The organism is Bradyrhizobium zhengyangense, assembly GCF_022012555.1.
GTDB classification, from domain to species: Bacteria; Pseudomonadota; Alphaproteobacteria; order Rhizobiales; family Xanthobacteraceae; genus Bradyrhizobium; species Bradyrhizobium zhengyangense.
In genome coordinates this window covers 332,439-349,837 of the sequence record NZ_JAKLTZ010000003.1, presented here as the reverse complement: position 1 = coordinate 349,837, position 17,399 = coordinate 332,439, and the positions used below count along the sequence as shown (strand labels likewise).

General features: G+C 63.5%; 19 protein-coding genes. 2 read left to right on the top strand and 17 right to left on the bottom strand.

Annotation, left to right across the window (positions count from 1 at the left end):
• Positions 1 to 48 precede the first annotated feature (48 nt).
• From L6639_RS43280 to rpoZ, 13 genes are all read right to left on the bottom strand, one after another.
• Complete coding sequence (locus tag L6639_RS43280) at positions 49 to 465, bottom strand: DUF3551 domain-containing protein (RefSeq protein ID WP_338076534.1); 417 nt, start codon at positions 463 to 465, stop codon at positions 49 to 51.
• Positions 466 to 607: 142 nt separating this feature from the next.
• A complete protein-coding gene (locus L6639_RS12235; RefSeq protein WP_237861702.1) occupies positions 608 to 2,152 on the bottom strand; it encodes a GMC family oxidoreductase in 1,545 nt (514 codons plus the stop codon).
• 111 nt (positions 2,153 to 2,263) lie between these two features.
• Complete coding sequence (gene parC / locus L6639_RS12230; RefSeq protein ID WP_237861700.1) at positions 2,264 to 4,522, bottom strand: DNA topoisomerase IV subunit A; 2,259 nt, start codon at positions 4,520 to 4,522, stop codon at positions 2,264 to 2,266.
• Between the two features lie 60 nt (positions 4,523 to 4,582).
• On the bottom strand, positions 4,583 to 4,861 hold the full coding sequence (locus tag L6639_RS12225; protein WP_237861698.1) for a hypothetical protein: 279 nt from the start codon (positions 4,859 to 4,861) through the stop codon (positions 4,583 to 4,585).
• 125 nt (positions 4,862 to 4,986) lie between these two features.
• Positions 4,987 to 5,739, bottom strand: coding sequence for a DNA repair protein RecO (gene recO / locus L6639_RS12220; protein ID WP_237861696.1), 753 nt, complete (start codon positions 5,737 to 5,739; stop codon positions 4,987 to 4,989).
• Positions 5,740 to 5,815: 76 nt separating this feature from the next.
• Entirely contained in the window at positions 5,816 to 6,196 is a 381-nt protein-coding gene (locus L6639_RS12215) for a hypothetical protein (protein WP_237861694.1), read from the bottom strand.
• A 21-nt stretch (positions 6,197 to 6,217) separates the two neighbouring features.
• Positions 6,218 to 7,144 (bottom strand): GTPase Era, encoded by a 927-nt coding sequence (gene era / locus L6639_RS12210; protein ID WP_237861692.1) that lies wholly within the window; start codon positions 7,142 to 7,144, stop codon positions 6,218 to 6,220.
• Positions 7,134 to 8,015, bottom strand: coding sequence for a ribonuclease III (gene rnc / locus L6639_RS12205; protein WP_237861690.1), 882 nt, complete (start codon positions 8,013 to 8,015; stop codon positions 7,134 to 7,136). Before rnc ends, era begins: the two co-directional genes overlap by 11 nt.
• The gene (gene lepB / locus L6639_RS12200; protein ID WP_237861688.1) at positions 8,012 to 8,776 is read right to left on the bottom strand and encodes a signal peptidase I; all 765 of its coding nucleotides are present in this window, start codon (positions 8,774 to 8,776) and stop codon (positions 8,012 to 8,014) included. The genes rnc and lepB overlap by 4 nt, the downstream gene beginning before the upstream one ends.
• 249 nt (positions 8,777 to 9,025) lie before the next feature.
• The gene (acpS, locus tag L6639_RS12195) at positions 9,026 to 9,445 is read right to left on the bottom strand and encodes a holo-ACP synthase (RefSeq protein ID WP_237861686.1); all 420 of its coding nucleotides are present in this window, start codon (positions 9,443 to 9,445) and stop codon (positions 9,026 to 9,028) included.
• A complete protein-coding gene (locus tag L6639_RS12190; protein WP_237861684.1) occupies positions 9,442 to 10,194 on the bottom strand; it encodes a pyridoxine 5'-phosphate synthase in 753 nt (250 codons plus the stop codon). The genes acpS and L6639_RS12190 overlap by 4 nt, the downstream gene beginning before the upstream one ends.
• 45 nt (positions 10,195 to 10,239) lie before the next feature.
• On the bottom strand, positions 10,240 to 12,528 hold the full coding sequence (locus L6639_RS12185) for a RelA/SpoT family protein (RefSeq protein WP_237861683.1): 2,289 nt from the start codon (positions 12,526 to 12,528) through the stop codon (positions 10,240 to 10,242).
• A 209-nt stretch (positions 12,529 to 12,737) separates the two neighbouring features.
• On the bottom strand, positions 12,738 to 13,130 hold the full coding sequence (gene rpoZ, locus L6639_RS12180; RefSeq protein ID WP_008133017.1) for a DNA-directed RNA polymerase subunit omega: 393 nt from the start codon (positions 13,128 to 13,130) through the stop codon (positions 12,738 to 12,740).
• Between the two features lie 330 nt (positions 13,131 to 13,460).
• Between rpoZ and L6639_RS12175 the strand changes: the two genes are divergently transcribed.
• A complete protein-coding gene (locus L6639_RS12175) occupies positions 13,461 to 14,108 on the top strand; it encodes a LabA-like NYN domain-containing protein (RefSeq protein ID WP_008133019.1) in 648 nt (215 codons plus the stop codon).
• Positions 14,089 to 14,763: a uracil-DNA glycosylase gene (locus tag L6639_RS12170; RefSeq protein WP_237861681.1), complete on the top strand. Its 675-nt coding sequence runs from the start codon at positions 14,089 to 14,091 to the stop codon at positions 14,761 to 14,763. The genes L6639_RS12175 and L6639_RS12170 overlap by 20 nt, the downstream gene beginning before the upstream one ends.
• Positions 14,764 to 14,860: 97 nt before the next feature.
• Here L6639_RS12170 and L6639_RS12165 read toward each other — a convergent pair whose 3' ends face one another.
• From L6639_RS12165 to dapA, 4 genes are read right to left on the bottom strand one after another with little or no spacing between them, the layout of a single operon-like run.
• Positions 14,861 to 15,442 carry a peroxiredoxin gene (locus tag L6639_RS12165; RefSeq protein ID WP_237861679.1) on the bottom strand — a complete coding sequence of 194 codons (582 nt, stop codon included), beginning with the start codon at positions 15,440 to 15,442 and terminating at the stop codon, positions 14,861 to 14,863.
• A gap of 5 nt (positions 15,443 to 15,447) precedes the next feature.
• On the bottom strand, positions 15,448 to 15,921 hold the full coding sequence (gene smpB, locus L6639_RS12160) for an SsrA-binding protein SmpB (RefSeq protein ID WP_237861677.1): 474 nt from the start codon (positions 15,919 to 15,921) through the stop codon (positions 15,448 to 15,450).
• A gap of 59 nt (positions 15,922 to 15,980) precedes the next feature.
• Positions 15,981 to 16,394: a large conductance mechanosensitive channel protein MscL gene (gene mscL, locus L6639_RS12155; protein ID WP_237862558.1), complete on the bottom strand. Its 414-nt coding sequence runs from the start codon at positions 16,392 to 16,394 to the stop codon at positions 15,981 to 15,983.
• A gap of 51 nt (positions 16,395 to 16,445) precedes the next feature.
• On the bottom strand, positions 16,446 to 17,336 hold the full coding sequence (dapA, locus tag L6639_RS12150; RefSeq protein WP_237861676.1) for a 4-hydroxy-tetrahydrodipicolinate synthase: 891 nt from the start codon (positions 17,334 to 17,336) through the stop codon (positions 16,446 to 16,448).
• Positions 17,337 to 17,399 lie beyond the last annotated feature (63 nt).

Genomic DNA, 17,399 nt, shown 5'->3' with positions numbered 1-17,399 from the left:
CCGGTTCGGCCGCTAAAGCGGAACGCGATCCGGCCGTCACCCGTAGCGTTACATGAAACGCCTTGTACTCTCGATAAAGCGTTCTTTCTCGCCGGGCGCGTAACCTTGGCAAGCCCCGTAATATGCCTCGACGCCATGATTGCACGGTCCGGTCCGGGCGCGGGGCCGTGGCTCAGGTAGCGCGTGCGGCCTGATCTCAGCAGGCGCGCGAGCGCTTGATCGCGGATCATTCCGTCTCACCCCGGCCTTCGCGCCAGCATAATATGGGTTGAGGCTGCACGACTGACCGTTAGCTGCTGCCCGGCATTGGCCCATCGTTTGGTAGGCGCATTTATAGTAAGAGCCGCCTCCCCAAGAAACGACCCGCAAGCAAACGGGAAACGCCGGATCATAGGTCTGGGCCCGAGCATGCCCTGCTGCAAAAGCGACACTCAATGTCAGAATCGTCAAAACCAACGTGCGCATTGGGGCTTCCTCGAAGCCTCATAATGCTGATGCACTTTGGCCACAGGCAGCCTTGATCCAAGTCAATGTTCTCGGAATATGAAACTGGAGAACGACGGCCTCGCCGCCTGCTCGCAATGACGCGGAGGCAACCGCAGTCGAACTACCGCATCATCATCCGCGCGATTGCCTCCCCAATCACCACCGTCGTGAAGTGCGTGTTGGCGCGGCAGTCGGACGGCATGATCGAGGCATCGGCGATGCGCAGGCCCGAGATGCCCTTTACCGTGCCATCAGGATTGACGACACCGTCGGCATCATTGACGCTGCTCATGCGGCAACTGCCGGCGGCGTGCTGGATATCGCCGGTTTCACGGCGCAGCAGCGCATCAAGCTCGTGATCCGGCAGGCGAGCAGCCTGCGGCAATGTCAGATCCGTGTCGGCGAGCCTGATCCAGTCGGCGATGCCCGATAGTGCCGGCTGGGAGGTGATCACGGCAAGGCGCTTCACCGCATCCATCATGCGCAGCATGTCGCGCGGATCGGCGAGCATGTTTTCCTCGACGACCGGATCGATATCAGGATCGGTCGAGGCAAGCTTGAGGGTGCCGCGTGAATACGCATTGAACAGGCCGGCGCCGATCGCTCCGGGCATGCCGATGCCACGATGATTGAACGCGATCAGGATCATGTCGCGCTTGCCGCCATGGGCGAGACCAGAGGAATAGGTCACGCAGCAATTGGTGTGGCGAGTGTCCGGATCGGTCGGCCGCAGATCTTCGTGGAGCTGGATGGTGGCGCGAAACAGCGGGTGATCGAAGAAGTGGCGGCCGACCGGCAGATCGCGCTCGACCGCGATCCCCATCGCCTTCAGCTCGTCCGCTGGACCAATGCCCGAGCGCAGCAGGATCGCCGGGCTGTGGATCGCGCCGGCGCAGAGCACGATTTGGCGTGCGCTGATCTCGCTGGTGCCCTGCCCCTCGGTGTGAACGCGGACTCCGGTCGCCCTTCCCTCGCTGATCAGCACGCGATCGACCAGCGTCCGGCCGCGGATTTCCAGATTGGTGCGGCCGCGCGCGGGCTCCAGATAGCCCTCATTGGTGGTGATGCGGCGGCTGTCGCGGCTGTTGATGGGATAGCAGGCGACGCCCTCACCGTCAGTGCCGTTGAGATCGGCGCACCAGGGATAGCCGCTTGCCAGCGCTGCATCGCGCAAGCCGCGATCGATCGGGCCCCATCTCTCGGGCGGTGCACGATAGACCGGCAGCGGCCCGCCGCGACCGTGTCCGTCGGCGTCGCCAAATTCAAAATCATCCTCGATCACGGAGAAGAGCGGCATCACCTCCCTGGCCGACCAGCCGGTGCAGCCATTGGCCGCCCATTCGTCGAAGGCATCGGCAACGCCGCGGATGGCGATCTGGCCATTCATCATCGAGGAGCCGCCGAGCCCCTTGCCGCGCCAGTAGAAGCGCGGCTCCTGCCCGGCGACGCGGCGCGTCAAGAGATCGGGCCACTGCCATTTCTCCTGATACTCGCGCTTGTGAATGATCGGGATCGGGTTTGGCGTCCTGACTTCCCAGGGCGCCTCGTCAGCGCGCCAGTCCAGCCCTGCTTCGAGCAGTAGGACTCGCCGCGACGGATCCTCGGAGAGCCGTGCCGCAACCGCGGCACCGGCCGAGCCGCCGCCGACAACAATGACATCGTACATCGCGCTACTTCTCGACATTCCCAAAGACCTGCAAGGCGGACGGTATCAGACCGTGCAGACCGCTGCAGCATTGCAGGAGCATTGCTGCACGTCAGGAACATGAGAGCCCGCCTACCCGATCACCCTGCCGAACTTGTTCGACTTGGGGAAGCCCTTGGGCGGCAGGCGGCCGGCGTCGGCGCGGGTGCCCTGCCACTCCGCAAGCTCCTTCATGGTCGCGGAGAATTCGCGACCCGCGGAGTCCCTCCAGGTGAGGCCAGCCTTAGCCTCGAAGACAGCGACGTCGGAGAGGCCGCCGTCCTTGTACTTCTGCAAGCGCACGCCACGGCCGCGTGCCATCTCCGGCACCTGGTCAAGCGGGAAGATCAGCATCTTGCGGTTCTCGCCGATGACCGCAACGGTGTCGCCGATCACCTCTGTGACCGTGCGCGCCTCGTTCGGCATATCGACATTAAGGACCTGCTTGCCCTTCTTGGTGGTGCCGACGCAATCGTCCTCGTTGACGACAAAGCCCTGGCCTTCGTGGCTCGCGACCAGGAATTTGCGACCGCCCTTGTTGACGAACAGCGCAACAGGCGCCGCCTCCTGCTCGAGGTCGATGAACAGGCGGATCGGCTCGCCGTGACCGCGGCCGCCCGGCAGCTTCGCAACATCGAGCGAATAGAACTTGCCGTTGGTGGCGAACAGCAAGAGCTTCGACGTGGTCTCGGCAAAGAAGGCGAAGCCGAGCTTGTCGTCCTGCTTGAAGGCCAGGCCCGAGAGATCCTCGACATGACCCTTCATGGTGCGGATCCAGCCCTTGTCGGAGACGACGACCGTCACCGGCTCGCGCTCGACGAGGGCTTCCTCCATCGCGGCGAGATCGTGCTCGGGCGCGTCGGCAAAAGTGGTGCGGCGCTTGCCGAGCGGCGTCTTCGGCCCGAACATGTCGCGGACCTTGCCGACCTGCTCACTGACCTTCTTCCACTGCTCGGGCTCGGACGCGAGCACCGCGTTGATGCCCTTGAGCTCGGCGCGAAGGTTCTTGTCCTCGGTGCGGATCTCCATTTCCTCGAGCTTGCGCAAGGAGCGCAGGCGCATGTTGAGGATGGCTTCGGCCTGCACCTCGGTGAGCTTGAACTCCTTCATCAAGGCGGGCTTCGGCTCATCCTCGGTGCGGATGATCTTGATCACCTTGTCGATATTCAGATAGGCGATCAGGAAGCCGCCGAGGACTTCCAGGCGGTGCTCGATCTGCGCCTTGCGGTAATTGCTGCGGCGGATCAGCACATCGCGCAGATGGTCGAGCCATTCGCGCAGGCACTCCGCGAGCCCCACCACTTTAGGGACGCGGCCCTTGATCAGCACGTTGAGGTTCAGCGGAATCTTGTTTTCAAGCTCTGTCAGCCGGAACAACGATTCCATCATCAGCGCCGGATCGACGTTCTTCGATTTCGGCTCGATCACGATGCGGACGTCTTCGGCCGACTCGTCCCTGATGTCGCCGACCAGCGGCAGCTTCTTCTGGTCCAGCAGTTCGGCGACCTTCTCGATCAGGCGCGACTTCTGCACCAGGAAGGGGATTTCGGTGACGACGACGGCCCAGGTGCCGCGATTGCCCTCCTCCTGTTCCCAACGGGCGCGAACGCGGAAGGAGCCTCGACCCGTGGTGTAGGCTTCAGCGATGGCCTGCTTGGAATCGACGCAGATGCCGCCGGTCGGAAAATCGGGCCCCTTGACCCATTTCATCAGCGCCTTGGACTTCGCGTCGGGCTTCTCGATCAGATGCAGCGCGGCGTCGCAGAGTTCGGCAGCATTGTGCGGCGGGATCGAGGTCGCCATGCCGACCGCGATACCCTGCGCGCCGTTGGCGAGCAGGTTCGGGAAGCCGCCGGGCAGCACCACCGGCTCCTTGGACTGGCCATCATAGTTGGGACGGAACTCGACGCCGTCCTCGTCGATGCCCTCGAGCAGAAGCCGCGCGACGTCGGTCATGCGCGCTTCGGTGTAGCGGTAGGCGGCGGGATTATCGCCGTCGATATTGCCGAAATTGCCCTGGCCGTCGACCAGCGGGTAGCGCGAGGAGAAGTCCTGCGCCAGACGCACCATGGCGTCGTAGATGGCCTGGTCGCCATGCGGATGGAACGAGCCCATCACGTCGCCGACGATCTTGGCGGATTTTTTGAACGGTGTGCCCGGGTCCAACCTGAGCAGGCGCATGCCGTAAAGGATGCGCCGGTGGACAGGCTTCAGGCCGTCGCGCGCGTCGGGCAGCGCGCGATGCATGATGGTGGAGAGCGCATACGCAAGATAGCGCTCTTCCAACGCTTCCTGCAGCCGGACCTCATGAATTTCGGCCGGTTCTTCCGGCGGAACGATTCGTTTTCCCATGCCGCCCGGTTAAACCGTGGAAACGAATCGGGCAAGGATGGAGTGGTTCCCTGTGGGCTTCTACTGCCCCGCCCAGCCTGCCGTCACGGTCGGCTGGACCTTGGCCGGAGGCGTCGCCGGCATGTTGGCGACACAGCGGCGAGCCGTCTCGATCTCGGCATCGGTTGCACCATGGGACCGCGCCCATGTCTCTGCCGCCGCAGCGGAATATTTCGCCACATAGTACCGGACAACGGTGCAGGAGGCCCGCCGAAATACTCCCGGTTGCGGCTCGCCGGCCATGGCATCGGGCGCAATCGCGAGCAGCGCTGCGGTCAGCGCGAATCCCCTGATCAACATTTGGCTTGTCCCCGTTGTGGAACCTGCGGGGCCAACTCAAACACCCCGGTTTCGTTCCGGAGCAACACCATGTTCTGCGGCAAGGCAGACAAGCGGTCGGTTCATGGCGCTGGGAGCGCACCCATTTATGGCGCGGGAAGCGCCGCCTTGGCCTGCTGCCGGGTCAGGGCGTTAATGAAGCCGGCCCGCGCGTCGGAATGACCCTGCCCGCGCGGCTCCAGCACATGGCGCAGCAGGAACAGACCGGTCAGCCGAAAGCCGTCCTGGAGATCCTCGTCGGTAAGGTCGTGCGCAGCTTCGCCATGGCGCAGGAACGGCGGCAGCCGAAGCAGCCGGTCGCGCCACGGCTCGCCCGCGCCGCGCGAGACCGCGCCGCCCGATTTCGGCGAAACATAGATCAGATCCGTGGTCTCCCCGGTCACCGCGCAGTTTTCGAGTGCCAGCCCAAAGCCGAGCTCGGAGAGCATGGCCAGCTCGAAATGGATGAGATGCACGGCCGCGCTGCCGATGTCGTCGAAATCGTCGAGCGAATGTTCGAGCAGCCCAAAGATGTCCTCGTGCGGATCGCGCTCGGGCAGCAGCCGCGCAATCGAGGCCAGATGGGTGACGCCGTAGACCCCGTGGGACGATCCCAGCAGCGTGGCCGCGCGCAGCTTCAATCCCTCGATCGCATAGGTGCCGAGATGCTCGTCGAGCCGCGCCCGCCACACCGCGCTGACGCTGTTGCCGGGCTGCAAGAGCGGCCGCAGCCGCGAGCTGGCCCCGCCACGCACCAGGCCAAGATGCCGGCCGTGCTGGCGCGTCAACAGTTCGACGATGGCGCTGCTCTCGCCATGCCGCCGCACGCCCAGCACGATGCCTTCGTCGGTCCACTCCATGGAGGAAAGCTTACCGCATTTCGAGCTGTCGTAGGGTGGGCAAAGCGAAGCGTGCCCACGCATTTTCGCGATGGATCTAGGCGTTGAACCAGCCCCGGGCATCGCCGGTGAAGGAGAAGTACAGCCCGAACGCCGTCAGCACGCAGGACACGATCTCGATGGCGCTGTCGAGTTCGAGGCCGCGCTCGCCGAGGATCTGGCCGAGCGAGATCACCGACAGCACCAGCGCCGCCGCCAGCACCCAGCGCGGCCAGTTCTTGCGCCAATGCGCAGCCAGCCAGACGAAATAGACCAATAGCAGGATCATCCCGCCAGCGAGCAGCGTCGCCGTCATGATCATCTGCTCGGTCATCTCGATGGAGGGCGTGCGGTCCTGCACCGCCACCGACAAGGCGTCCAGCATCAGCGAGGCATAGAGCAGCGCTTCGAAGCGCTGGACGTTACGAGGCACGCTCATCGGTAGCCGATCTGTTCTTGCTTATTCTTTGGGGAATTCCAGGCCCATCTCGCGGTAGCGATCGGGGTCGTCACCCCAGTTCTCGCGCACCTTGACGAACAGGAACAGATGCACTGGCACGTCCAGGATCTGCATCAGTTCCTTGCGCGAGTCCGCACCGATCGACTTGATGGTGGCGCCGCCCTTGCCTAGCACGATCTTGCGCTGGCTTTCGCGCTCCACGAAGATCGTCTGCTCGATGCGCACCGACTTGTCCTTGCGCTCCTCCCATTTGTCGGTCTCGACCGTCGACTGGTAGGGCAATTCCTGATGCAGCTTCTGATAGATCTTTTCGCGCGTGATCTCGGCCGCCAATTGCCGCATCGGCGCGTCCGACATCTGGTCTTCGGGATAGAGGTATGGCCCCGGCGGCACCATCTCGGCAAGCGTAGTGCGGATGTCGTCGACACCGTCGCCCGAGATCGCCGCGATCATGAAGGTCTTGACGAACTTCATGCGCTCGTTGGCGGCCTGCGCCAGCGCCAAGAGTTTCTCGCGCTGGACCAGATCGATCTTGTTGATGACCAGAATCTTGTCGTGATTGACGCTGGCAGCCTTGGCGAGGATCGCCTCGGCCTCCTCGTCAATACCGGTCTTCGCATCGAGCAGCACGCAGACGAGGTCGGCGTCATGCGCTCCGCTCCAGGCGGTCGAGACCATGGCGCGGTCGAGCCTTCGCTTGGGCAGGAAGATACCGGGCGTGTCGACCAGGATGATCTGCGCGTTGTTCTCGATCACGATGCCGCGGATCAGCGCACGCGTGGTCTGCACCTTGCGCGAGACGATCGTGACCTTGGCTCCGACCAGCGCATTGACCAGGGTGGACTTGCCGACATTGGGCGCGCCGATCAGGGCGACGAAACCGCAGCGCGTCGCAGGGGGCACCTCGCCGCTTGTTTCAACCGTCATTGCCGCCGCCAACGCCTTCACGTTCGATCATGACTGAAGCTGCCACCTTTTCCGCCGCGCGCTTGCTGCCGCCGATCCCTTCGGCCGGCGCCAGCCCCGGCAGATCGACGGCGACGCGGAACTGCGGATCGTGATGCGGACCGGTGCGCTCGACCTCGCGATAGACAGGCGTCGGCAGCCCCTTCCCTTGCGCCCACTCCTGGAGCACGGTCTTGGGATCGCGCAAGGGACGCCGCGGCTTGTGCATGCGCTCGGTCCAGTTGCGCTTGACGAACTCGTCCGCCGCCGCATGGCCGCCGTCGAGGAAGATCGCGCCGATCACGGCCTCGCAGATGTCGCCGAGGATCGACTTGCGCAGGCGGGCATCGGCGCTGGAGCCGACCGAGCCGAGCTTGATGTCGTCGAGCAGACCGAGCGACTTGGCGACGTCGGCGCAGCTTTCCTTGCGCACGAGCTCGGCAAGCCGCTTGGACAACTCGCCCTCATCGGCATTCGGGAAGGCATGATAGAGCATGTCGGAGACGACGAGCCCAAGCACGTGGTCGCCGAGGAACTCCAGCCGCTGATAGCTGTCACCGCGCTTGCGCCCGGACTTCAGCGCCGAGACATGCGTGATCGCCTGCATCAGCAGGTTCGGGTCCGAGAAATGGTGGCCGATGCGGGCCTCGAGCGCCGCGTTCGCATCGGCCGCCGCTTTGGCCTTATCCTTGGTCTTGCTGCTCCGCGTCCGCTTCTTCTTCGCAGGCGTCTTGCTTTCGGACGCCTTACTCTCGAGAGTCTTGCTCGCAAGCGCCTTGGTTGCAGCTTCGCTCTCAGGAGCGGCTTGCGCCTCGATCGATTGGGTCGCGATGTCCTTGGCTTCGTCTTTCATCGGACGATTTTGAAGAAGCGATTCCAGCGCACCGACCACGGCCAGCGCCAGAACATCCAGGCATGCTCGCCTTCGCCGATGGAGAAGAAGATCATCTGGGCGCGGCCGATCAGATTTTCAGCCGGCACATAGCCGACCTGGCCGAGGAAGCGGCTGTCGGTGGAGTTGTCACGGTTGTCACCCATCATGAAGAAATGGCCGGGCGGCACGGTATAGACATTGGTGTTGTCCATATAGCCGTTGTCGGCGCAATCGAGCGTCTCGTAGGAGACGCCGTTCGGCAGCGTTTCCTTCCAGCGCTTCACCCGCGAGATGCCGCCGCCCTCGGAGCCGCAGGGATCCTCGCCGACAAATTCGCTCATACGCTGGCGCTCGACCGGGGTGTCGTTGATGTAGAGCAGACCGTCCTTCATCTGGATGTGGTCGCCGGGCAGGCCGATCACCCGCTTGATGTAGTCGGTGGTGTCGTCCTTCGGCAAGCGGAACACGACGATGTCGCCGCGGTGCGGATCCGAGCCCCAGATCCGCCCCGAGAACAGCGGCGGCGAGAACGGGATCGAATAGTGGCTGTAGCCGTAGGAATATTTCGAGACGAACAGATAGTCGCCGACCAGCAGCGTTGCCTTCATTGAGCCGGAGGGGATGTTGAACGGCTGAAACAGGAAGGTGCGGATTACCAGCGCGATCAGGAGAGCATGGATCACGACACGGATCGTTTCGCCGACGCCGCTCTCAGTTTTGGTTCCTGAAGTCACGCTCATTGCTCTCTCAATTCCGGCCGGCGATCACAGAACGCCCTCCCCCCGCGAACGGCCCACCGGTTCGCGGCCCAAGGAGATTGTCCTGATTCTGATAGTGAGGGCCAATTCCGGCGTAAAGCCGAATTCGCCCAGCCTGATTTGCGTCCGCGAACTTTTAGACGGTTGTCGCAGGCCACGCAATCAAGGATCGCATCAAAAACTCGTAAATCATTGATCTTTAACACGAATTATAAATTGACCGCTGGGCATTCAGGACTTGGCCAGCGGCACGGCGGAAATGATCACGAACGCCTGCGCCAACGGCCAGTCATCGGTGATCGATAGATCGATCTGGGCCTCGAAACCATCAGGCGTCATGGCCTGAAGCCGGGCCAGCGCGCCGCCGGTCAGCCGCATGGACGGCCGCCCTCCGGGCAGATTGACCACCCCCATGTCACGCCACCAGACACCCTGCCGGATGCCGGTGCCGAGCGCCTTGGAGCAGGCCTCCTTGGCGGCAAAGCGCTTGGCGTAGGTGGCCATCACCATCTTCTCGTTCTTGGCCCGCCGCTCCGCCTTGGCGCGCTCGGCCGCGGTGAAGATGCGATCGAGGAAACGCTCGCCATGACGCTCGATCACCTTGGCCACGCGGGTGATGTCAATCAAGTCGGAGCCGATGCCGATGATCATGCCCGGCTCCGGCCGCGATCCATCGCCGCGCGCATCTTGCGCACCGTCTCGGCAAGACCGACGAACAGCGCCTCGCCGATCATGTAGTAGCCGATATTGAGCTCCATGATCTCGGGCAGCGCCGCGATCTTCTCCGCCGTCGCGTAGTCGAGCCCATGCCCAGCATGGACCTCGAGGCCCGCGTCCTTCGCCAGTTTCACGCCCGCCACGATCCGCTGCCATTCGGCCTCGGCCTTGTCGGTGTGGCCGTCGGTGACGGCATCGCACCAGGCCCCGGTGTGGATCTCGATCACAGGCGCGCGCAACCGTGCCGCCATCGCGATCTGCGCGGGATCGGCGGCGATGAACAGCGAAACCCGGATGCCGGCATCGTTCAGCCGAGCGATGTAGGGCGCGAGCGCATTGTGCTGGCCAACCACATCTAGCCCGCCTTCGGTCGTCACCTCCTGGCGCCGCTCCGGCACCAGGCACACCGCATGCGGCTTGGTGGCGAGCGAGATCCGCATCATGTCGTCGGTCGCCGCCATCTCGAAGTTCAGCGGCTTGGAGATCTCGGCCTTCAGCCGCGCCATGTCCTCGTCGCGGATGTGCCGGCGGTCCTCGCGCAAATGCGCCGTGATGCCGTCGGCGCCGGCCTCGATCGCCAGCAGCGCGGCGCGGACCGGATCGGGATGACGTCCGCCGCGGGCGTTACGGACGGTCGCGACGTGATCGATATTAACGCCGAGGCGGAGCGGAGATGCAGGCATTTCAGGACTCACGAGATCGGAGCAACAGGCGACGACGACAGGCGCCTATCCATTAACACGTTCGACTTTGGCGACGACCGCCTTGGCGCGCAGCTGGGCCAGGATCGCACTCAAATGCTTGAGATCGTAGACTTCGAGATCGATCGTCGTCTCCGTGAAGTCGGGTGAGCGGCGATGCATGCTGATATTGTCGATATTGCCGTCGTGCTCGGCGATCACGGTCGCGATCTGCGCCAGCGCGCCGGGCTCGTTGACATTCTCGACCTTGATCCGCGCCGGGAAGCGCTGCGGCGCGGAGTCCTCGATGTCCCAGCGGACGTCGAGCCAGCGCTCCGGCTCTTCCTCGAAATCCTTCAGCGCCGGCGACTGGATCGGATAGATCGTGATCCCCTCGCCCGGCGTGACGATGCCCACGATGCGGTCGCCCGGCACGGCACCGCCGTTCGGCGCGAACTTCACCGGCAGGGCGGAATTGTTTCCGCCGATCGGGATCGCGACCGGACTACGCGACGGCTCGGGCGACTTCTCCTTAACCTTGGCCGCGAGCGCACCCTTCTTGACGCCGTAGCGAGCGACACGCTCTTCCTTGTAGTCAGGATACATCGCGCGCGCGACATGGGAGGCCTTGATCTCGCCGCGCCCCACAGCCGCCATGACGTCCTCGATCGAGGTGCGCGCCAGCCGCGGCAGCGCGCCCTTGAGCTTGTCGTCGGCGTATTCGATCTTGGCGCGCTCGAACAGGCGCTCGACGATACGCCGGCCGAGGCCGACATATTGATCGCGCACAGCGGTCCGCGTGGCGCGGCGAATCGCGGCGCGCGCCTTGCCGGTGACGGCGAGCGTCTCCCAGGCCGAGGGTGGGGCTGATTGCGCTTCCGAGGTCAGCACCTCGACCTCGTCGCCGTTCTGCAGCTCCGAGGACAGCGGCGCGAACTTGCCGTTGATCTTGCACCCGACCGCGCTGTTGCCGACGTCGGTGTGCACGGCATAGGCAAAGTCGATCACATTGGCGTGGCGCGGCAGCGCGATCAGCTTGCCCTTGGGGGTGAAGCAGAACACCTGGTCGTGGAACAGCTCGAGCTTGGTGTGCTCGAGGAACTCTTCCGGATTGGCACTCTCCGAGAGGATGCCGATTGTGTGGCGCAGCCAGGCGAACGCGTTGGACTCACGTTTCAGGAATTCGGTCGGCGAGCCCACGCCTTCCTTGTAGAAGACATGCGCGGCGATGCCGCGCTCGGCGATCTGGTCCATCGCCTCGGTGCGGATCTGCAGCTCCACGCGCTGGTTGCCGGGGCCGATGACCGTCGTGTGAATCGAACGATAATCGTTCTGCTTCGGCGTCGAGATGTAGTCCTTGAACCGCCCCGGCACGACCGGCCAGGTGGTGTGGACGATGCCGAGCGCGCGATAGCAGGCCTCGATGTCGTTGACGACGACGCGGAAGCCGAAGATGTCGGACAGCTGCTCAAAGCCGACCGATTTGCGCTCCATCTTGGTCCAGATCGAAAACGGCTTCTTGCGGCGGCCATAGACCCTCGCCCCCAGGCCGCGGTGACGCAGATTGTTGGAGAGTTGGTCCTCGATCTCGCCGATCAGATTGCGGTTGCGCTCGGCGAGCGCATCGAGCCGTTGCATCACGACCGTATAGGCTTCGGGGTCGAGGGTGCGGAAGGAGAGGTCCTCCAGCTCCTCGCGCATCTCCTGCATGCCCATGCGCCCGGCCAGCGGCGCATAGATGTCGAGCGTCTCCTCGGCAATGCGCCGGCGTGATTCCGTCGGCACGAAATCGAGCGTGCGCATGTTGTGCAGGCGGTCGGCGAGCTTGACCAGGAGCACGCGGACATCGTCGGCGATCGCCAGCAGCAATTTGCGCAGGTTCTCGGCCTGTTTGGCCTCGCGCGAGACCAATTCGAGCCGCTTCAGCTTGGTCAGGCCCTCGACCAGCGCGCCGATCTCGGGGCCGAAGATCTGGTCGATCTCGGCGCGCGTCGCCTCCGTGTCCTCGATCGTGTCGTGCAGCAGCGCGGCGACGATGGTGGCGTCGTCGAGCTTCAAATCGGTGAGAATCGCCGCCACTTCGAGCGGGTGCGAGAAATAGGGATCACCGGAGGCGCGGGTCTGCGACCCATGCGCCTTCATGGCGTAGACATAGGCGCGGTTCAGCAGGTCTTCGTTGGTATTCGGATTGTAGGACCGCACGCGCTCGACGAGGTCATATTGGCGCATCATCCGCGCCCGCGGCTTCACCGGCCGTGCCACCGGCGCAGTCGGGGCTACGGCAACCGATTCGGTTGCGGCCTGCATCTGCGTGTGTCTGCGGCGTCGATACACCATGCCGTCCTGCCTTCAAACGGACCAGGAAGCGGCCCGTTGTATACATCCTAAGCTCCGATCGCGGCCGCGGCCGATCAATTCACTGACAGGCGCGGCGTCAACCGGCAATGCTATGGTAACCACGAAAACGCCAACAAAAGCAAAGGCCCGAACGCGGGTTCGGGCCTTTGATAAGATCACAAGAATTCGACGATCGCGAGTTAAGACGATTACTCGTCCTCTTCGGGCTGCTCTTCCGGCGGCGCGAGACCTTCGAGACCCTTCAGGAGCTCCTCTTCGGTCATGCGCTCCACGGCGACTTCGGTATCGTCCGCATCGACGCTGGCGCCGGCGGAGCCGATCAGCGGAACCGTGTCCGGCTCGGGCTCGTCGACCTCGACAAACTTCTGGAGGGAGTGCACCAGCTCCTCGCGGAGGTCCTCCGGCGAGATGGTCGTGTCGGCAATTTCGCGCAAAGATACAACAGGGTTCTTGTCGTTATCGCGGTCAACCGTTAGTTGTGAACCGGACGAAATCATGCGGGCACGGTGGGCGGCCAGCAGGACCAGGTCAAACCGGTTGTCGACCTTGTCGATACAATCTTCTACGGTGACGCGAGCCATAGACTGTCGCTCCGTTGTGGGTGGGACGAAATATGTGGATGATCCGGGCTAGTTATAGGGACCGGGCCGTTTTCGCAAGGCCAATTTGTGATTTGGCCTCGCCAAACGGCTCTGCTACCCCCACATTGGGGCTGGGATGGGTGGTTTCCCGGGCTGCCTTGAGGGCGGCGCCGGGGGTAAGCAGGGCCGCCATAACTATACCTTGATTGCCCCGACTTCTCCGGATTTGCGGTTTCGACGGGTTTCGGCAGCATTTTGAACTGCGCGGCATGCTGCCGCTGCGCCAACAATAAAACGATCAATCACGAACACACTACGCGAGCAAACTGAATGTCACCTTCCCCTACCAACAAGATCGCGCTCTTCATCGACGGGGCCAATCTTTACGCGACGGCGAAAACTCTCGGCTTCGACATCGACTACAAGCGCCTTCTGAAGGAATTTCAGAGCCGCGGGACGCTGCTGCGGGCGTTCTACTACACAGCGATCATAGAAGATCAGGAGTATTCCTCGATCCGCCCGCTGATCGACTGGCTTGATTACAACGGCTACACCGTCGTCACCAAGGCGACCAAGGAGTTCATCGACGCCTCCGGCCGCCGCAAGGTCAAGGGCAACATGGACATCGAGCTCGCGGTTGATGCCATGGAGCTCGCCGAGCACATCGACCAGATGGTGCTGTTCTCCGGCGACGGCGACTTCCGCTCGCTGGTTGAGGCCGTGCAGCGCCGCGGCGTGCGGGTCACCGTGATCTCCACCATCGCCAGCCAGCCGCCGATGATCGCCGACGAGCTGCGCCGCCAAGCCGACGTCTTCACCGACCTCGTCGAGTTGCAGTCCAAGCTTGGCCGCGACCCGTCAGAGCGCCCCGCCCCGCGCGACCGCGGCGAGCGTGGTGAGGGACGCCATCACGCCCCGCAATTCCTCCAGCGCGCAACCACGATGGCGCCGAGGGGCGATGACGACTTCGAGGAGTGAGGCGGCCCGGTCGAGCCGCCAGGCCCCCACCCTCGTCCCTGACCGTGACTGTCCGCTTTGTCCGCGCCTGGTCGCCTTTCGTGAGGCGAACCGCGCGCGCGAGCCATTGTGGCACAATGCACCGGTCCCGCCTTTCGGCGACATCGAGGCCCGCCTCCTGATCGTCGGTCTCGCGCCGGGAATGCAGGGCGCCAACCGCACCGGGCGCCCGTTCACCGGCGACTATGCCGGCGACCTGCTCTACGCCACGCTGCTGGAATACGGCTTCGCCAGGGGTAGCTACCAGGCGCGTCCGGATGACGGCCTGAAACTGGTCGACTGCCGAATCGCCAATGCCGTGCATTGCGTTCCGCCGCAGAACAAGCCGCTGCCGGCCGAGATCAACACCTGCCGCCAATTTCTCATCGCGAATCTCGAAACGATGCCGAAGCTGCGCGCGATCATCGCCCTTGGGCGGATTGCGCACGACAGCGTGCTCAAGCCCCTGAAGCTGAAGGCGTCCCAAGCCCCCTTCGGCCACGGCGCCGTGCACCAGGCCGGGCCGTTCAAGCTCTACGACAGCTATCACTGCTCCCGCTACAACACGAACACCGGCGTGCTGACGCCGGATATGTTTCGTAGCGTGTTTGCGAAGGTGAAGGCCGATCTCGACTAGAGCATGATCCGGAAAAGTGTGACGCGGTTTTCCGAAAAGGTCATGCTCAAACAAAGAGCTAAAGCGCGATGACGATTCAACCAAATCTCATCGCGGCTTAGGCTTTGACGGGGTTGGCCTTCAGCCAGTCCAGCACGTCGCCAGCGTTCCGGTCCGGCGGGAACACCGGGTAGAACACGTGGGTGATCCTGGCGTCATCGATGATCAGCGCGAGACGCTTGATGAGCGTCAGGCCCGCGACCTCCATGGTCGGCAGATTGAGCGCGCGCGTGAACGCCAGCTTCTCATCGGAGAGCACCGGGAACGGCAGATGCAGCCGCGAGGCCATCTCGGTCTGGTAGGCGTTGCTCTGGGTCGAGAGGCCGAAAACGTGGGAAGCACCGGTGGCCTTCAACTCCGCGAACAGGTCGCGAAACGCGCATGTCTGCGGCGTGCAACCGCGCGCACCCGGGATCATGTCCCAGTCGTCGACCAACGAGATCTTGCCGGGCTCGCCGGTGCGGGGATAAGCGAACACCACGGTGCGACCCGGGAGCGCCGACAGATTGACGGAAGTGTCATCGGTTGCGAGCAGACTGATCGCGGGCACCATCAGCCCCTTCAGATGCGCGGCACCGCCATCGTCAGTGGGGGCTGGAATCTGGCTCCAATCCACCTCGAGCAGGTTCTTCTGAGTCATCCGCCCTATCCCCTTGCCCGCATCAGCCGGCCCTTTTCACGGCTCCAGTCGCGCTTCTTCTCGCTCTCGCGCTTGTCATGCAGCTTCTTGCCCTTGGCAACCGCGAGCTGAAGCTTGGCCCGTCCACGCTCGTTGAAATAGAGCTTGAGCGGGATCAGCGTCATGCCCTCGCGGTCCACGGCACCCATCAGCTTGTTGATCTGCTTGCGGTGCAGCAGCAGCTTTCGCGGCCGTTTGGGCTCGTGGTTGAAGCGATTGCCCTGCAGATATTCCGGAATGGTGGCGTTGATCAGCCAGATCTCGCCGTCCTTAGAGTCGGCGTAGGATTCCGCGATCGTGCTCTTGCCGTTGCGGATCGACTTCACCTCGGTGCCGGTCAGCGCAATGCCCGCCTCGATCGTATCCTCGATGGCGTAGTTGAAGCGGGCCTTGCGATTCTCCGCCATGACCTTGATTGGACGTTCGTTCTTATCGGCCATGGAAGTCAAACCTGAGCGAGATCGGCAGCGACGCTAACAGATTGGATGAAGCGCGCGCGTCACTTCTTGAGGAGATCGCGGATCTCGGTGAGCAGAACGACCTCCGCCGACGGCTTCGGCGGCTCCGCGGACTTGGTCTCTTCCTTGCGCTTCAACGTATTCATGGCGCGAATGACCAGGAACAGCACAAAGGCGATGATGATGAAGTTGATCGTCAGCGTCAGGAAGTTGCCGTAAGCGAGCACGGCACCTTGCTTTTTCGCATCCGCTAAGTTGGTGGCGGTCACCGCCTTCGACAAGGGGGCGTAGTAGTTCGAAAAGTCGAGGCCGCCGGTCGCGGCGCCGATGATCGGCATGATGATGTCACCGACCAGCGAAGTGACGATGGCGCCGAAGGCCGCGCCGATGATGACGCCGACGGCAAGATCGACGACGTTGCCTTTCATGGCGAACTCACGGAACTCCGTGAGCATCTTCCTGCCCTTCTCGTCGACGCTCATGAACGACTCCCCAGGTTGGCTAAATCAGTTGATCAGGCCAGCGTGCACCATCGCGCTGCGCACCGCGGCACGGGTCGACTCGGATACCGGGACCATCGGCAGGCGCAGCGTCTCGTCAAACTTGCCGAGCAGCGACATCGCATACTTGATGGGGGCCGGATTGCTCTCGATGAACAGGTTGTTGTGCAGCGGCATCAGCTTGTCGTGGATCGCAAGCGCCGCCTTGGTGTCGCCCTTCGCCCAAGCGGCGTGGAACTCGGCGCACAGGCGCGGTGCGACGTTCGACGTCACCGAGATGCAGCCGTGACCGCCATGCGCCATGTAGCCGATGATGGTGGCATCCTCGCCCGAGAGCTGGTTGAAGTCCTCGCCCATCGCTGCGCGCTGCTGCGACACGCGCACCATGCTGGCGGTCGCGTCCTTGACGCCGGCGATGTTCTTCAGCTCCCAAAGCCGCTTCATCGTGTCGACCGACATGTCGATCACCGAACGCGGTGGGATGTTGTAGATGATGATCGGAATGCCGATCGCATCGTTGATCGCCTTGAAGTGCTGGTACATGCCTTCCTGGGTCGGCTTGTTGTAATAAGGCGTCACCACCAGCACGGCATTGGCGCCCGCCTTCTCGGCGTGCTGGGCCAGCTCGACCGCTTCCTTGGTCGAATTGGAGCCCGCGCCGGCAATCACGGGCACCCGGCCCTTGGCCTCCTCGATGCACCATTCGACGACCTTCTTGTGCTCGTCATGGCTGAGCGTCGGGCTCTCGCCGGTCGTGCCGACCGGAACCAGGCCGTTGGTGCCTTCCGAAATCTGCCAGTTGACCAGGGAGCGAAACGCCGCCTCGTCCAGCGAGCCGTTTTTGAACGGCGTGACCAAGGCGGTGAACGACCCCCGGAATTTCGTCTTGGCTGCCATGGACTTCCTCCGTACGCGGCGTGATTTAGAGCAAGCCCCTTTCTTATCGGGTCTCACCCGCCC

Excerpts from the sequence above, each read along its gene's own strand:
- L6639_RS43280 (WP_338076534.1), bottom strand. The coding sequence starts at position 465 with ATGCGCACGTTGGTTTTGACGATTCTGACATTGAGTGTCGCTTTTGCA.
- L6639_RS12235 (WP_237861702.1), bottom strand. The coding sequence starts at position 2,152 with ATGTACGATGTCATTGTTGTCGGCGGCGGCTCGGCCGGTGCCGCGGTT.
- parC (WP_237861700.1), bottom strand. The coding sequence starts at position 4,522 with ATGGGAAAACGAATCGTTCCGCCGGAAGAACCGGCCGAAATTCATGAG.
- L6639_RS12225 (WP_237861698.1), bottom strand. The coding sequence starts at position 4,861 with ATGTTGATCAGGGGATTCGCGCTGACCGCAGCGCTGCTCGCGATTGCG.
- recO (WP_237861696.1), bottom strand. The coding sequence starts at position 5,739 with ATGGAGTGGACCGACGAAGGCATCGTGCTGGGCGTGCGGCGGCATGGC.
- L6639_RS12215 (WP_237861694.1), bottom strand. The coding sequence starts at position 6,196 with ATGAGCGTGCCTCGTAACGTCCAGCGCTTCGAAGCGCTGCTCTATGCC.
- era (WP_237861692.1), bottom strand. The coding sequence starts at position 7,144 with ATGACGGTTGAAACAAGCGGCGAGGTGCCCCCTGCGACGCGCTGCGGT.
- rnc (WP_237861690.1), bottom strand. The coding sequence starts at position 8,015 with ATGAAAGACGAAGCCAAGGACATCGCGACCCAATCGATCGAGGCGCAA.
- lepB (WP_237861688.1), bottom strand. The coding sequence starts at position 8,776 with ATGAGCGTGACTTCAGGAACCAAAACTGAGAGCGGCGTCGGCGAAACG.
- acpS (WP_237861686.1), bottom strand. The coding sequence starts at position 9,445 with ATGATCATCGGCATCGGCTCCGACTTGATTGACATCACCCGCGTGGCC.
- L6639_RS12190 (WP_237861684.1), bottom strand. The coding sequence starts at position 10,194 with ATGCCTGCATCTCCGCTCCGCCTCGGCGTTAATATCGATCACGTCGCG.
- L6639_RS12185 (WP_237861683.1), bottom strand. The coding sequence starts at position 12,528 with ATGGTGTATCGACGCCGCAGACACACGCAGATGCAGGCCGCAACCGAA.
- rpoZ (WP_008133017.1), bottom strand. The coding sequence starts at position 13,130 with ATGGCTCGCGTCACCGTAGAAGATTGTATCGACAAGGTCGACAACCGG.
- L6639_RS12175 (WP_008133019.1), top strand. The coding sequence starts at position 13,461 with ATGTCACCTTCCCCTACCAACAAGATCGCGCTCTTCATCGACGGGGCC.
- L6639_RS12170 (WP_237861681.1), top strand. The coding sequence starts at position 14,089 with ATGACGACTTCGAGGAGTGAGGCGGCCCGGTCGAGCCGCCAGGCCCCC.
- L6639_RS12165 (WP_237861679.1), bottom strand. The coding sequence starts at position 15,442 with ATGACTCAGAAGAACCTGCTCGAGGTGGATTGGAGCCAGATTCCAGCC.
- smpB (WP_237861677.1), bottom strand. The coding sequence starts at position 15,921 with ATGGCCGATAAGAACGAACGTCCAATCAAGGTCATGGCGGAGAATCGC.
- mscL (WP_237862558.1), bottom strand. The coding sequence starts at position 16,394 with ATGCTCACGGAGTTCCGTGAGTTCGCCATGAAAGGCAACGTCGTCGAT.
- dapA (WP_237861676.1), bottom strand. The coding sequence starts at position 17,336 with ATGGCAGCCAAGACGAAATTCCGGGGGTCGTTCACCGCCTTGGTCACG.